Below are 14,456 nucleotides of genomic sequence, written 5' to 3'. Positions count from 1 at the left end.
ATAATGATAAAAGGAACTGAGAATATGGTAGAGGATCTGCAGTCTTTAGCGCCTTTCTTTCGGCTGTTCGCACAAAAGAATCATGATTACAACAGTGAATGGGGCGCGGGATATCGGGAAATTACCGCAAGGGTGCAACGAGAAAAACCTGATTTTACCGATCAAACCATTCAGGATCTTTGGTATACCCGCGACAATAAAGTTGCCAGCCTGCGCCAGGGCGGGATGTCCCACGAAGAGTTTGTTCATGCCAAAGATGATCTTCGCGAACTCACTAAACTCATTGCTTCTGGTTGTACTGTTGAGGTATTTGAGCAAGCTCAGCAACGCTTACAGACCCTAAAAGAGCAAGGCAAACTGAAGAAATTCTATCGTGCGCTTTGCAGTCGCACCTTTGCTGCCTTCTATCCCTCGCAGATTACCAGCATCATCAACGAAGGTGTTTTCTTTCGGGTTTATAACTACTGCAACAACCATTTCCAGCTCGGGTTACCAGAAGATGGGGAATGGTCGCCGCTGAAGTGGTTTAAATTAAACCTGTTACTGAAAGCCGTCTTCGCCCGAACACTGGATAATACTCCCGATGACATCGAACTCAACATGTCTCTTTGGCATTTGTACGAAACGGAAATAGAAGATGACAGTAACGCGGTAACCGAAATCGCCCCATCAGCAGCGAATGAAGAGCAAGATTCTGCACCTGACGATATTCTCCCCCCCAGAAACCTGATCCTGTACGGTCCGCCCGGAACGGGGAAAACCTACAAAACCATTGAAATCGCCGTACGTGCCTGTGAACCGGAAGCCTTTACCCGCTTGGATGGGAAAGAAAAATCGGAGCGCCGAAGAGAATTAAAAAAAATCTATGATGCGCTTGTAGAGAAAAAGCGTGTTCGATTTATCACTTTCCACCAGAGTTTTGGCTATGAAGAGTTTATAGAAGGATTGCGGGCAGAAACCAACGATGATGGTAGCATTCGCTATGACGTCAAACCCGGCGTATTTAAACAAATATGTGAAGATGCAGCCTTTGGTGATGCTACCGTACAATTAGCGCTGGATGACGCTATAGAGCAGCTCAAAGCTCAATGCGCCGAGCAAGATGGCATCATGCTGAAAACCACCAACGGCAGTCTGTTTCGCGTAACGTATGCCAACAATAGCACCTTCCGCGTATTCCCGGCGCAGTCGAAAAATAACCAGCTAGGCAGTGGGTATCTCGCCTCGATTGAAAATATTCGTCGTCTGTATCAAGGAGAAAAAGAGAATATCTATAATATTTCTTACGTTCGCGGCATTTTGAACCATCTGATCCAGACATGGCATCTCCCGGCTTCACCAGAAGTATCATCATCGAAGAAAAGACAAAACTATGTCTTAATTATTGACGAAATTAACCGTGGCAATATTTCTAAAATTTTTGGTGAGCTAATCACTCTGATTGAAACCTCAAAGCGTGCGGGTGAGAGCGAGGCACTGAGCGTCAGCCTCCCCTATTCTCCCAAACCGTTCTCGGTTCCCAATAATCTCTTCCTGATTGGTACAATGAACACAGCGGACCGTTCTCTCACGGCGCTGGATACCGCGCTTCGCCGCCGATTTGAATTCGAAGCACTCATGCCTGATATCTCAGTATTAAACGACACAGAGGTTCAGGGCATTGATATCAAAGCACTCCTTTCAACGCTAAATGCCCGTATCCAGGCACTCTATGACAGCGAACATACGCTGGGACATGCTTTTTTTATTCCTGTTGTTCAGGAAAAAGATTCCCCTGCGGAAGCATTTAAGAAATTGAAGCGTGTCATGAAGAATAAAGTGCTCCCGCTACTGGAAGAATATTTCTATAACGACTGGCAAAAAATTCGTCTGGTCCTTGGCGATAACCAAAAAACAGACGAAGCGCTGCGTTTTGTTCGCTCAGTTGAAAACCAGAATGATTTAGCCACATTGTTTGGCAAAACCGCGACAGATGATTTACAAGAGGCTGGCGTCAATTATCAGTTATGCAAAGACAGCGATAACGTCTGGGACAACCCTCTGGCATACCGGCAAATTTATGATGTTCAGGCCAGCGCGACGGAGTAACACAAATGTCCGATGGCAATGCATACACCGTGTTTGAATATGGCTATCTGGTCAGCGACGCAGACAAAGCAAAGCTCTGCGATGCAGAGCCTGTCCCCCCGGCCGCATTCCTCTGGCTCGAACAACGATGCCTGAAGGACAAAGAGAGTGACGATCAGCGGCTGCTTTCTCTGCGAACAATGTCCGGCGTGAAAGTCATTCAGGTCAAAAACTATGTTGGGGTGATTGCCCTTCCCCATAAACGATTTATTGAAGTGCTGCCTAAAACCTGTGGGCAGCAAGGCGATAAAAACGTCGCCCGACAGCAATTATTGATGATGCTGAAAACATTAAAAACATTCCGCCATGTCATTTCCTCATCTGCAGGCGTCATGACATCACGGATGACCTTGATGGATATTTTCATTCAGCAGTTTATTTCCAGCCTGGACGTCGTCGTGCAGAAAGGGCTTAAACACGATTATCTGCGTCAGCGGGAAAACCTCGCATGGCTAAAGGGTAAACTGCTTATCAGCGAGCAACTCAAAAAAAACAGCGTCCGTCGTGATCGTTTTTTTGTGGAATACGATGAATATCGCGTGGAGCGCCCAGAAAACAGGTTGCTTAAAACGGCGATTGAAAAAGTGTATAGCTATACGAATAACCCGGTACTGCTGCAATCACTCAGTCGCCTGCAGGCACTTTTCGAACCTATTCCTGAAGTACATAACGTCGAAATCGCTTTCAAACAAATCCGCCTGGACAGAAACATGGCGTATTACAACAATGCGCTGGAGTGGGCGCGGCTTATTCTGACGGGGCAGTCACCGCATTGTATGCAGGGCAACGCAGAAGCGCTCTCGCTTCTTTTCCCGATGGAAGCCGTCTTTGAAGCGTTCGTCACCGCCTGGTTGCGTCAGCATTGCCAGCCTTTCTGGCAGGTTAAAGCGCAGTCCAGATCGCATTATCTTGTGCATCAAGGCGCATCTCCTCTGTTCCAGCTCAGACCGGATATCTGGCTTATTCCGGGAGAGGAGTCGGACAAGTCACCCGTCATCTGTGATATGAAATGGAAGCTCATCAAAACGGAGAAAGCGCAATACAACCTGTCACAAAGTGATTTGTACCAGATGCTGGCCTATGGGGTGAATCATCTGCAGGGGGAAGGCGATATGGTACTCATTTATCCGAAGCATGAGGGGTTTTCTGCCCCACTGGAAAGCCCGTTTGAGTATCACCACTCTGGCGGTAAAATACTGCGGTTGTGGGTTGTTCCCTTTGAAACAGGAACCCATCTGCTGAATTCTCGCTTACTGATGCCCGCGAAGTTAAGTCTCACAGAAAGCGGAAATTCACCTTCTTTACCGTTACAATAGCTCCCAAATTTTTCCTGATTGAGTTCATCATGGCCAAAGCACCAACGAAAAAAGCCAAAGCAAAGAAAGGCTTTGAAGACACATTATGGGATACCGCGAACCAGCTTCGCGGCAGCGTAGAGTCCTCCGAGTACAAGCACGTGGTGCTGAGCCTCGTGTTCCTCAAATTTATCAGCGATAAGTTTGAAGCCCGTCGTAAACAGATGGAAGACGAAGGCCAGGGCGATTTCCTCGAAATGGAAGTCTTCTATCAGCAGGACAACATCTTCTATCTGCCGGAAGAGGCACGCTGGTCGTTCATTAAACAGCACGCCAAGCAGGATGATATTGCCGTACGCATTGATACCGCGCTCTCCACCATTGAGAAGCGCAACCCGTCGCTGAAAGGCGCGTTGCCGGACAACTACTTCAGCCGTCAGAATCTGGAAACCAAGAAGCTGGCGTCGCTTATCGACACCATCGATAACATCGAAACGCTGGCCCACGAAACCGACGTCGAAGCGCTGTCGAAAGAAGACCTGGTCGGCCGCGTGTACGAATACTTCCTCGGTAAGTTTGCCGCCACCGAAGGCAAGGGGGGCGGTGAATTCTATACGCCAAAATGCGTGGTGACGCTGCTGACCGAAATGCTCGAACCGTTCCAGGGTAAAATTTATGACCCCTGCTGCGGCTCCGCGGGGATGTTTGTGCAGTCGGTGAAGTTTGTTGAAAGCCACCAGGGGAAAAGCCGCGATATCGCCCTGTACGGTCAGGAGCTGACGGCCACCACCTACAAGCTGGCGAAGATGAACCTCGCCATTCGCGGCCTCTCCGCCAACCTTGGCGAGCGCCCGGCGGACACCTTCTTCAGCGACCAGCACCCGGACCTGAAAGCCGACTATATTCTGGCCAACCCGCCGTTTAACCTGAAAGACTGGCGTAACGACGCCGAGCTGACCAAAGACCCGCGCTTTGCTGGCTACCGTACGCCACCGACCGGTAACGCCAACTACGGCTGGATTCTGCATATGCTCTCCAAGCTGTCGGCTAACGGCACCGCCGGTTTTGTGCTGGCGAACGGCTCGATGAGCTCCAACACCAGCGGCGAAGGCGAGATCCGCGCGCAGATGATCGAAAACGATCTGATCGACTGCATGATCGCCCTGCCCGGCCAGCTGTTCTTCACCACCCAGATCCCGGTGTGCCTGTGGTTTATGACCAAATCGAAGGTGGCCGATCCGGCCAAAGGCTATCGCAACCGTCAGGGCGAAACGCTGTTTATCGATGCGCGTAACCTCGGCACCATGATGAACCGCACCACCAAAGAGCTGACGGCGGAGGATATCGCCACCATCGCCGGCACCTACCACGCCTGGCGCAGCACGCCGGAAGAGCTGGCCGAGCGCGTTAAGCGCGGCGACAGCCAGCTGGCGCAGTACGAAGATCGGGCCGGGTTCTGCAAGGTCGCCACTATTGCAGAGATGAAAGCTAACGACTATGTGCTGACGCCGGGCCGCTACGTCGGCGCCGCCGAGCAGGAAGACGACGGCGTGGCGTTTGAAACCAAAATGCGCGAGTTGTCGCAGACGTTGTTTGCGCAAATGAAACAGGCGGAAGAACTGGATAACGCGATTCGCCAGAACCTGGAGGCACTGGGTTATGGGGAATAAGTGGTCCTTTAAGTCTCTTAATGAACTAGGTGTTCAATTAATAGACTGCATGCATAAAACCCCTTCTGCTCAAGTTAGCGGTGTGCCATATATTGGTATACCTCAAATGAAAAATGGAGAGATTGATTTTGAGGCATCTCCACGCCTGATTAGTGAATCAGACTATAAACTATGGACAGAAAAAGCTAATCCTCAATATGGCGACATTATTCTATCAAGACGATGTAATCCTGGAGAAACTGCATTTGTTTCTGGCCAGACTCGGTTTGCCCTTGGGCAAAATTTAGTCATCCTGAGAACCAATGGTTTATCAATAACGGCTGAATACCTACGATGGGCTCTCAACTCCTCATATTGGTGGGACGAAGTTGAGAAATATAAAAACCCAGGCGCTATTTTCGACAGTTTGAAATGTGGCGATATACCTAATTTTCAAATACCAGCACCTCCTTTACGTATTCAAAATAAAATTAGTTCTGTTTTAGATTCATTAACAGATAGAATTAACTTAAATAATAAAGTTAACAGAACCCTGGAACAAATGTCCCAAACCCTATTCAAATCCTGGTTTGTGGATTTCGATCCGGTGATTGATAACGCGCTGGATGCGGGAAATCCAATCCCGGAAGCGCTGCAATCTCGCGCCGAACTGCGTCAAAAAGTACGCAACAGTGCAGATTTCAAACCACTTCCGGCGGATATTCGTGCACTATTCCCGGCTGAATTTGAAGAAACAGAGTTGGGCTGGGTACCGAAAGGCTGGCAACACAAAAATGCTGAAGAAATCGCAACAATTTCTATCGGGAAAACGCCTCCACGTAATCAAAAGGAATGCTTCAGCGACAAAAAAGGCAGTAATTACACATGGGTCTCAATTAGGGATCTTGGTAATTGCAATGTATTTATTAAAGAAAGCAGTGAATATTTAACTACTGATGCAGTAAATAACTACAATGTAAAAATAGTGCCTAAAGGAGCTGTTTTATTAAGCTTCAAATTGACTATTGGCCGAATAGCGATAGCAGATAACATATTAACAACCAATGAGGCCATTGCTCATTTTTATAATATGAAGCATGGGGTCAATAAAGAGTACCTGTATTCATACTTACAGCATTTTGATTACGACACTTTAGGAAGCACATCTTCTATTGCAACGGCTGTCAACTCTAAGATCATAAGAAGAATCCCCGTTCTTTTACCTGATGCTGATATATTGCATCAATATAAAATATCAACAGATATCATATTTAAAAGAATAAGTTTCAACAATCGAAATATATACGACTTAACCGCCCTCCGCGACACCCTGCTCCCCAAACTCATCTCCGGCGAGCTGTCCCTGGAGGATCTTCCAGATTTAATCGACCAAACCGAACCCGCATAACGCATTTTGCCCCTGAAAAATCAGGGGCTTTCTGTTAAGGTTTTCTCTGTTACAGGAACCCTTACCAGAAAATCAGCCAGGGCCGGAGCGAGATATGCCTCTCTCATTCAGTGAAGCAAAGTTAGAACAGGCGATAATTGAACTATTACAGGATCAGGGCTATCAACACCTGATCGGCGATAATGTACCGCGTTCCAGCCTCGATCAGGTGATTATCGAAGACGATCTTCGCCACTACCTCGCCGCGCGCTATCAGGCCGACGGCATTACTGAAGAGGAGATCCAGCGGCTGATCAAACAGTTCACCACCCTGCCCGCCTCCGATCTCTACGAAAGCAACAAAACCTTCTGCGCCTGGCTGGCCAACGGTTTCCTGTTTAAACGCGACGATCGCCAGCAGAAAGATCTCTATATCGAACTGCTCGATACCCGGCACCTGCCCGCCGCGCTGCGTGAACTGTTCGATACCGAAGAGGTTCCGCTGCAACAGGCCGCAGAAACGCCGGCAAGTTATCATCTTACCCAGCCGCTGAACCGGGTAAAAATCGTCAATCAGCTGACCATCACCGGCAAAGAAAACCAGCCGCGCATTCCGGATGCGATTTTGTATATCAACGGCCTGCCGTTAGTGGTGTTTGAATTTAAAAGCGCGGTGCGCGAGCAGGAAGCCAATATTGGCGATGCGTATAAACAGCTCTGCACCCGCTATCGCCGCGATATTCCGCAGCTGTTTGTCTATAACGCGCTGTGCATTATCAGCGACGGCGTCAATAACCGCATGGGCAACCTGTTTGCGCCGTACGAGTATTTCTACTCCTGGCGCAAAGTCACCGGCAATGAAAACCGCGAGCAGGACGGCATCCCTTCCCTGCACTCGATGATTCAGGGGCTGTTTCACCCGGTCCGCCTGCTGGACGTGATCAAAAATTTTATCTGCTTCCCGGATAAAGCCAAACACGAAGTGAAAATCTGCTGCCGCTACCCGCAGTACTATGCGGCGCGCAAGCTGTACTACAGCATCGAACGGGCGCGTAAACCTTTTGGCGACGGCAAGGGCGGCACCTACTTTGGCGCAACCGGCTGCGGCAAGAGCTACACCATGCAGTTCTTAACCCGTCTGCTGATGAAAAGCGTCGAGTTCGCCAGCCCGACGATCGTGCTGATCACCGACCGCACCGATCTCGACGATCAGCTCTCGGCGCAGATGTGCAATGCCAAAAACTATATCGGTGACGACACCGTGGTGCCCGTCACCAGCCGCGACGATCTGCGGGAGAAGCTGGCCGGTCGCAACAGCGGCGGCGTCTTCCTGACCACCATCCATAAATTTACCGAAGACACCGAACTGCTCTCCGGGCGCAGCAATATCATCTGTATTTCCGACGAAGCGCACCGCAGCCAGGTCAACCTCGATCAGAAAGTGATCGTCGATAAAGAGAGCGGCAGGGTGCGCAAAACCTACGGTTTCGCCAAATATCTGCACGACTCGCTGCCGCAGGCCACCTACGTTGGTTTTACCGGCACCCCTATCGACGCCACGATGGAAGTCTTTGGCAACATCATCGACAGCTACACCATGACCGAATCCGTGCAGGATGAGATCACCGTGCGCATCGTCTACGAAGGCCGCGCCGCGAAGGTCATCCTCGATGCCGGTAAGCTGGAAGAGGTGGAAAAGTATTACGAAGAGTGCGCCAATGCGGGCACCAACGAGTGGCAAATCGACGAGAGCAAAAAAGCCAGCGCCACCATGAACGCCATTCTTGGCGATGAAGACCGCCTGAAAGCGCTGGCGGAAGACTTTGCGAAGCACTATGAAAAACGTGTCGCCGAAGGTTCAACGGTGAAAGGCAAAGCGATGTTTGTCTGCGCCAGCCGTGAGATTGCCTGGGATTTCTATTGTCAGTTGAAAGACTTTCGTCCCGCGTGGTTTGAGGTTAAGCAGGCCCCGGAGGGGGTCGAACTGACCGAACAGGAGGAGAAAGAGCTGCCGCCGTCCGAAATGGTCAAGATGGTGATGACACGCGGTAAAGACGATGATGCGAAACTGTACGAGCTGCTGGGCAGTAAAGAGTACCGCAAAGAACTGGATAAACAGTTCAAAAACGCGAAGTCGAATTTCAAAATCGCCATCGTGGTGGACATGTGGCTGACCGGTTTTGACGTGCCGGAGCTGGACACCATTTATATCGATAAGCCGCTGCAAAAGCATAACCTGATCCAGACCATCTCCCGCGTTAACCGCAAGCTGGAAGGCAAAAGCAAAGGGTTAGTCGTCGACTATATCGGCATTAAACGCCAGATGAACCAGGCGCTGGCGATGTATTCGCGCATCGACGCCACCAACTTTGAAGATATTCAGCAGTCGGTGATCGAGGTGAAAAACCATCTCGCGCTACTGGCTGAAGTTTTCCATGAATTCGACAGCCGCGCCTATTTCAGCGGCGAGCCGCAGGCGCAGCTGGCCTGCCTGAACTTCGCGGCAGAATTTGTCATGCGCACCCAGAAGCTGGAACGCCGCTTTATGGGGCTGGTGAAGCGGCTGAAAGCGGCCTATGACGTCTGCTGCGGCAGCGAGGCGCTGTCGCAGGCCGAGCGCGACCATATCCATTTTTATATTGCCGTGCGCTCTATCGTCTTCAAACTGACCAAAGGCGACGCGCCGGACGTCACGCAGATGAACGCCCGCGTGCGCGAGATGATCGCCGAAGCGCTGAAAGCCGACGGCGTGGAAGAGCTGTTTTTCCTGGGCGATAAGAAAGCGGAGTCGATCGATATTTTCGACGACGATTATCTGGCGCGCATTAATAAGATCAAACTGCCGGCCACTAAAATCCAGTTGCTGCAAAAGCTGCTGGAAAAAGCCATCAGCGATTTTAAACAGATCAACCAGCTTCAGGGGATCAACTTCACCCGTCGTTTCCAGTCGATTATGGATAAATATAACGAGCGCCGGGAAGATGACGTCCTCAACGGCGAAGAGTTTGATACCTTTAGCCAGGAGATGACCGATATTATCTACGATATTAAAACCGAGATGGGCACCTATGCCGAGATGGGGATTGATATCGAAGAGAAAGCCTTTTACGACATCCTGGCGCATATGCGCGATAAGTATCAGTTCACCTATGAAGAAGACAAGATGCTGGCGCTGGCGAAAGAGATGAAGGCGGTGGTCGATAACACCTCGAAGTATCCGGACTGGAGCAAGCGTGATGATATTAAGGCGAAGCTGAAGGTGGAGCTGATCCTACTGCTGCACAAACACAAGTTCCCGCCGGTGGCGAATGATGATGTGTATATGGGCGTGCTGTCGCAGGCGGAGAATTTTAAGCAGCACCATATAACTACACTGCACTAATTTTATGGCCGGATGGCGCTTTGCTTATCCGGCCTACTTTATATTTCCCTTCGATTTAATTCCCGTATTTATATTTCCAGTTACGCGTTTATTATTGTCTATTTTTAGCTGGCTTTATTTTTATTTACTGGTTAGATTTACAGGTGTTATTTTTCGCAAGACGCCCGTGCTGCAACACGAGCGCCTCGCTAATCACAATCCCTATTGAAAAGGAATAGAGACCATGACTACCCCGCATTCTATTGCAGAATTCACCGATCCAGAAGTCTCCCCAACAAATAATCGTCTGGGTACCGTCACTTATGCGAGTCGTTATCCGGATTACACGCATGTTCCGGCAATTATTATGAAAGGCCAGTGGCTGGAAGCCGCCGGTTTCGCCACCGGCTGCAAATTCGATGTCAGAGTGATGCCAGGCTGTATTGTGCTAACGACAAAACTGCCGGAGCCGGAAGAACCGGCGTTACTGCAGTCGCTGCGTCGAGTATGCAAGCTGTCCGCGCGTAAGCAACAGCAGGTGCAGGAGTTTATCAACGTGATTTCGGCGAAGCCGCGCAAGCAGGGATAAATTCTCAGATGCCAGACGGCGCTAAAGTATAGATTCGCGTTTGTGCCGGGTGGTGGCTACGTCTTACCCGGCCTACATGTATTGTAATATCAACACGTTGTGTAGATCTCATGTAGGCCTGATAAGCGAAGCGCCATCAGGCGCTGATTTGTCATCAGCCCCACAGTTTCTGAGGAGCCGTTTGTTCAAGCCTTTAAGCGATAACTCAGGTCTCGCCATTTACATCGCCTTATTAAATGGGACAGAATTTTCGACAGTATTGATCATTACCGCAATACACCGCTTCCCTTCTGCCGTTTTGACCTTATACATTTCCCTGATGGAATTAACAAATAGCTTATTCATTTCCTCTTCTGACTCATAAAAAGAGGCAAATGCACATATCTGCTCAATAGTCAGCAATGGTCTGTTATCGTTGAGAATAGCCAGAACACCGACTGGGTTATGTGGAATGGCTTCAGAAACCGCCCCCTGCAAATCCTCCGCAGTACTGGCATCAACTCCGGGTTCCAAAGCACTTGCCACCGTTAACCAGTCATTATTACCTTTGCTAATTTCAGGAATAATATGGTTCCACCATTCTGATTCATTGTCATTATAAAGTGTGTGTACAACAGCATTTGCTCCTTTTTCATTTATCATCTGCAGAAGCTGAGGTGCAGTATGCTCTGCAGCGCAGGAGGCACCCGAAAGCATAAATAGAAAGAAGATAATAATAAATTTCATTATCTTACCACCAAAATTGTATCACCCGAATCGTAAATGGTTTGGCGCTTATCTTGTCCATTCATAATGATACACCCTGCAGATGCCGTTCCCGGTGGCTGCCCTTTTTTATCGCCATGAATTTCGAAATGTTCTCTGCCAAAAGTATTGGTCCCTGCAATAGGTTCAAGGATGATAGCGGAGGGGCTTTTGTGATTATTCCATCCTGCAATAAAATAAATACCTCGAGGAATGGGGCCCTTGTTACGTATGTGTTCACAGTTCGGTTTATCCTTTGATTCACCGGCACCACTGTAGCAATAAGAAATTAACTCACCGTTATGGCTCAGTATACCTGTCGATACTTTATATTCCCATGTCATATGGATTTATACCCTTTAAAATATAATAATCACACCCATCATATTTAATCGTAAAAATAAATTTGTTTATAAGGTCACAATTATTAAAATTCAGAATATTTATAATTTATATATTTTTATTTCTCGAACAAATAAATCGTATTCTGAATAATTTGAGAACGGTGAAATAGCAGGCAATTTGAAAACGCCCGGTGGCGCTACGCTTACCGGGCCTACAAATGGCACTTTCCCGTAGGCTGGATAAGGCGCAGCCGCCATCCGGCACTTGCCCCCACTCACTCGGTAATCACAAACCGCGTCGCGGCAAAGCAGTTCAAAACCCGGTGCACCAGAAATACCATGGTGAGCGTTGCCACCAGCGCGACGGTGACGGAGGTGATGCGGTACAGATCGCTGAATACCAGGTCCTGATCCGGATGAAGGTTCTGGCCAAACATAATGCCGATAGTAGTGATACTGGCAAACCCCACGCCCGCGCCGACTTTTTCCATTACGTGCAGGCGGGCGCTGAACGCCAGCCCGAGGCCAATCAGCGGCATCATCAGCACCATATGGTTGCTGAAATCATAGATAAGCAGCTGCACCAGCAGAATATACAGACAGGCCAGCACCACGCCAACCACACGCCAGATCGAGCTAATCACCGCCCCGCGATAGTGCATCGGAAACAGAATCAAAATGCCTGCCATCAGCGCCGACAGCGAATCACTCAAATCGCAGATCTGGAAGACCACAAAAATCATCGTCGCCACCGTGCCGGAAAGCAGCGATTCATGGCGCACCCGGGCGGCATCTTTCTCAATGCGCGGCGGTGGCTGGCGGGGTTCCACGTCCGGGATCAGATAATGCAGCAGCGCGCTCAGCGCCACCGCCATGACGCAGGCTTCCATATTGGAGAACATCAGCGTATGCCAGTTGGTGGTGGGATAGCTCATAAAGTTGAGCATCGTACTCTGGCACACCACGCCCATCGAACCGAGCAGAAACAGCGGTCCTTTGCTCATAAAACGAAAACGCATCACATACAGGCCGAACACCACCAGTGTCATAACCAGCGGCCACTGCGACAGATAGCCGACGATCAGCACCATTTCGACACAGTTCACCCCCGCGCTGAACACAAACTGTGTTGCCACATGGCGGTTGAATACCGGTACCAGCGACAGCAGCATCAGCGGATAAACCACAAAGAACACGCCGTACTGCACGTTGTAGAAGGTCGAGATACTCAGCGCGATTGTCCCGGCAACGGAGATACGCAGGGTCTGGCGAAAATCATTGGCGGTGTAGACAATATTCCCGTGCGGCGTAAAGACGTGGGCCAGTGTGTTAATAGACATAATGCAGCCAGCTAACGAGGTGGATCTGCGCCCCGGCAAAGGTGCGGGCGAACACGCCCTCGCTGTTATACAGCTGTACCGTGGCGCGCGCCCCGGTCGGTAACGGCGTGTCAAGCGGTTCGTTCAGCGCGACGTGAATGCGCATACGCTGGGCATCGCGCACCCAGCGGGTGGACTGTTCCGGTTGCGACAACTGGCCATTAACCTGTTCCTGGCCCGCCAGAATACCGGCATCGCTGCTGGTGACGTGGGCAGAGAAAACCTTGCCCGGCATGGCGTCGAACACCACGGCGGCATCGGTATCCACTTTAGTGTGGCGCAGACTTTTCTCGCGAAAGTCGGCCACGATATCGGTCTGATGGCTGACCAGCGCCAGTAGCGGCGTGGCGGCAGTGGCGTAAAGTCCGGGGCTAAGCTGGAGGTTACTCACCGTGCCGTCGGTCTGGGCATATACTTTGCTCCAGCCGAGGTTCAACTGCGCCTCTTCCAGCGTGTTACGGTATTTTTGCAGCGTTACGTTACGTTTGTCATCGCGCTCTCCGCGCTGGATCAGCAGGTTCTGAATACTGGCATTCAGCGCCGCCACCGACTGCTCGCTGGTTTGCCAGGCGGTACGCACCTTGTCGAGATCGGATTGCGACACGTTCTGCATGGCGCTCAGGCGCTGATAGCGGTCTAAGGTGGTCTTATCGTTGCGGGCGTTGAATTGCGCGGTGCGCAGGTTGGCACGGGCAGAGGCGATCTGCGCATCCAGCTGTTGGTTACTCAGCTTCGCCTGCTCAAGGGCAATTTGCGCAGCCTCGACCTTATTGATAAATGGCGTCGGATCCAGTTCGTACAGCAAATCGCCCTTCTTCACCTGGCTATTGTTATGCACATGCACCTGCGAGACGTAGCCGGAAACGCGTGAGGAAACAGGCGTTACCACGCGCATCACCGTGGAGTCCGGCGTCAGCGGGATCCAGATATCGGCAACGATAAACCAGGCGAATATTACCAGGAAAGCGGCAATACTCACCCTTACCCAACGGGCAAATTTTTGTTCTGGGGTCATCATAGTTTTTTAGTGTTGATTGTCTTCTTCGCGGATTGTCCGCAGATTGCAGGCGATTTGATTGAGCGTGGCGCTGAAGGAAGCGAGTTCCGCCTCAGGGATGGTGCAGGTGACGCGATGTTGGTATGTCTCTATCACCCGGTTGAGTTCGTCCAGCCTTGCGCGGCCTTGCGCGGTCAGCGCCAGCAGGCGGATGCGTTTGTCATAGGGCGATGTGGAACGCAGCAGATAGCCCTGCTTTTCCAGCTGCGAGAGGGTGCGCATCAGCGGCGGCAGTTCGATGCCCTGCATTTGTGCCAGTTCACTGACTGAGACGTTGTCTCCCAGTTGATACAGTTGCATCAGTACCGTCCAGCTGGACTGCGTCAGGCCAGTATCGGTGATGGCAGCATCAATAATGGCCCGCCACTGGCGCACCACCATTGCCATGCGCATCCCCATCGGGCGGCGGGCAAACAGTTCATCTTCAGTCATCTTACTTTCCTCTCATCGCTGAAGAGAAAATAATACTTATCAGGATAAGTATCAAGAAACGGACTGACCAGAAGCATGAATTGATAAATATC

General features: G+C 50.3%; 11 protein-coding genes. 6 read left to right on the top strand and 5 right to left on the bottom strand.

All coding sequences use genetic code 11. The features are described 5' to 3' along the window. Nucleotides 1–24: 24 nt before the first annotated feature. The 6 genes from FDW94_RS05850 (at nt 25) to symE (ending at nt 10,408) form a co-directional block, all read left to right on the top strand. The gene (locus FDW94_RS05850) at nt 25–2,088 is read left to right on the top strand and encodes an AAA family ATPase (RefSeq protein ID WP_137377293.1); all 2,064 of its coding nucleotides are present in this window, start codon (nt 25–27) and stop codon (nt 2,086–2,088) included. Nucleotides 2,089–2,093: 5 nt separating this feature from the next. After that, a complete protein-coding gene (locus FDW94_RS05845) occupies nt 2,094–3,443 on the top strand; it encodes a restriction endonuclease (protein ID WP_137377283.1) in 1,350 nt (449 codons plus the stop codon). Between the two features lie 29 nt (nt 3,444–3,472). Continuing rightward, nucleotides 3,473–5,092, top strand: a complete 1,620-nt coding sequence (locus FDW94_RS05840) for a class I SAM-dependent DNA methyltransferase (protein WP_137377282.1) — start codon at nt 3,473–3,475, stop codon at nt 5,090–5,092. Continuing rightward, on the top strand, nt 5,082–6,479 hold the full coding sequence (locus FDW94_RS05835) for a restriction endonuclease subunit S (protein WP_137377281.1): 1,398 nt from the start codon (nt 5,082–5,084) through the stop codon (nt 6,477–6,479). The genes FDW94_RS05840 and FDW94_RS05835 overlap by 11 nt, the downstream gene beginning before the upstream one ends. 94 nt (nt 6,480–6,573) lie before the next feature. Next, nucleotides 6,574–9,840 (top strand): type I restriction endonuclease subunit R, encoded by a 3,267-nt coding sequence (locus FDW94_RS05830; protein WP_137377280.1) that lies wholly within the window; start codon nt 6,574–6,576, stop codon nt 9,838–9,840. A 223-nt stretch (nt 9,841–10,063) separates the two neighbouring features. Then, complete coding sequence (gene symE / locus FDW94_RS05825) at nt 10,064–10,408, top strand: endoribonuclease SymE (protein ID WP_137377279.1); 345 nt, start codon at nt 10,064–10,066, stop codon at nt 10,406–10,408. Nucleotides 10,409–10,627: 219 nt separating this feature from the next. Here the strand turns inward: symE and FDW94_RS05820 are convergent, their stop codons facing one another. The 5 genes from FDW94_RS05820 to FDW94_RS05800 all read right to left on the bottom strand — a co-directional run bounded on the left by FDW94_RS05820 (nt 10,628) and on the right by FDW94_RS05800 (nt 14,364). Beyond that, entirely contained in the window at nt 10,628–11,134 is a 507-nt protein-coding gene (locus FDW94_RS05820) for a hypothetical protein (protein WP_137377278.1), read from the bottom strand. Beyond that, nucleotides 11,134–11,496, bottom strand: a complete 363-nt coding sequence (locus tag FDW94_RS05815; RefSeq protein ID WP_137377277.1) for a tlde1 domain-containing protein — start codon at nt 11,494–11,496, stop codon at nt 11,134–11,136. The genes FDW94_RS05820 and FDW94_RS05815 overlap by 1 nt, the downstream gene beginning before the upstream one ends. Nucleotides 11,497–11,771: 275 nt before the next feature. Continuing rightward, on the bottom strand, nt 11,772–12,836 hold the full coding sequence (locus FDW94_RS05810; RefSeq protein ID WP_137377276.1) for a DUF2955 domain-containing protein: 1,065 nt from the start codon (nt 12,834–12,836) through the stop codon (nt 11,772–11,774). Further along, nucleotides 12,826–13,893, bottom strand: coding sequence for an HlyD family secretion protein (locus FDW94_RS05805; RefSeq protein ID WP_137377275.1), 1,068 nt, complete (start codon nt 13,891–13,893; stop codon nt 12,826–12,828). The genes FDW94_RS05810 and FDW94_RS05805 overlap by 11 nt, the downstream gene beginning before the upstream one ends. Before the next feature lie 6 nt (nt 13,894–13,899). Next, on the bottom strand, nt 13,900–14,364 hold the full coding sequence (locus FDW94_RS05800) for a MarR family transcriptional regulator (protein ID WP_111466167.1): 465 nt from the start codon (nt 14,362–14,364) through the stop codon (nt 13,900–13,902). Nucleotides 14,365–14,456 lie beyond the last annotated feature (92 nt).

This window comes from Citrobacter sp. wls757 (assembly GCF_005280935.1).
In the GTDB taxonomy this organism is placed as follows: domain Bacteria; phylum Pseudomonadota; class Gammaproteobacteria; order Enterobacterales; family Enterobacteriaceae; genus Citrobacter; species Citrobacter portucalensis.
The sequence above is the reverse complement of the archived record's forward strand: the minus strand, read 5'-3'. Positions and strand labels throughout refer to the sequence as shown.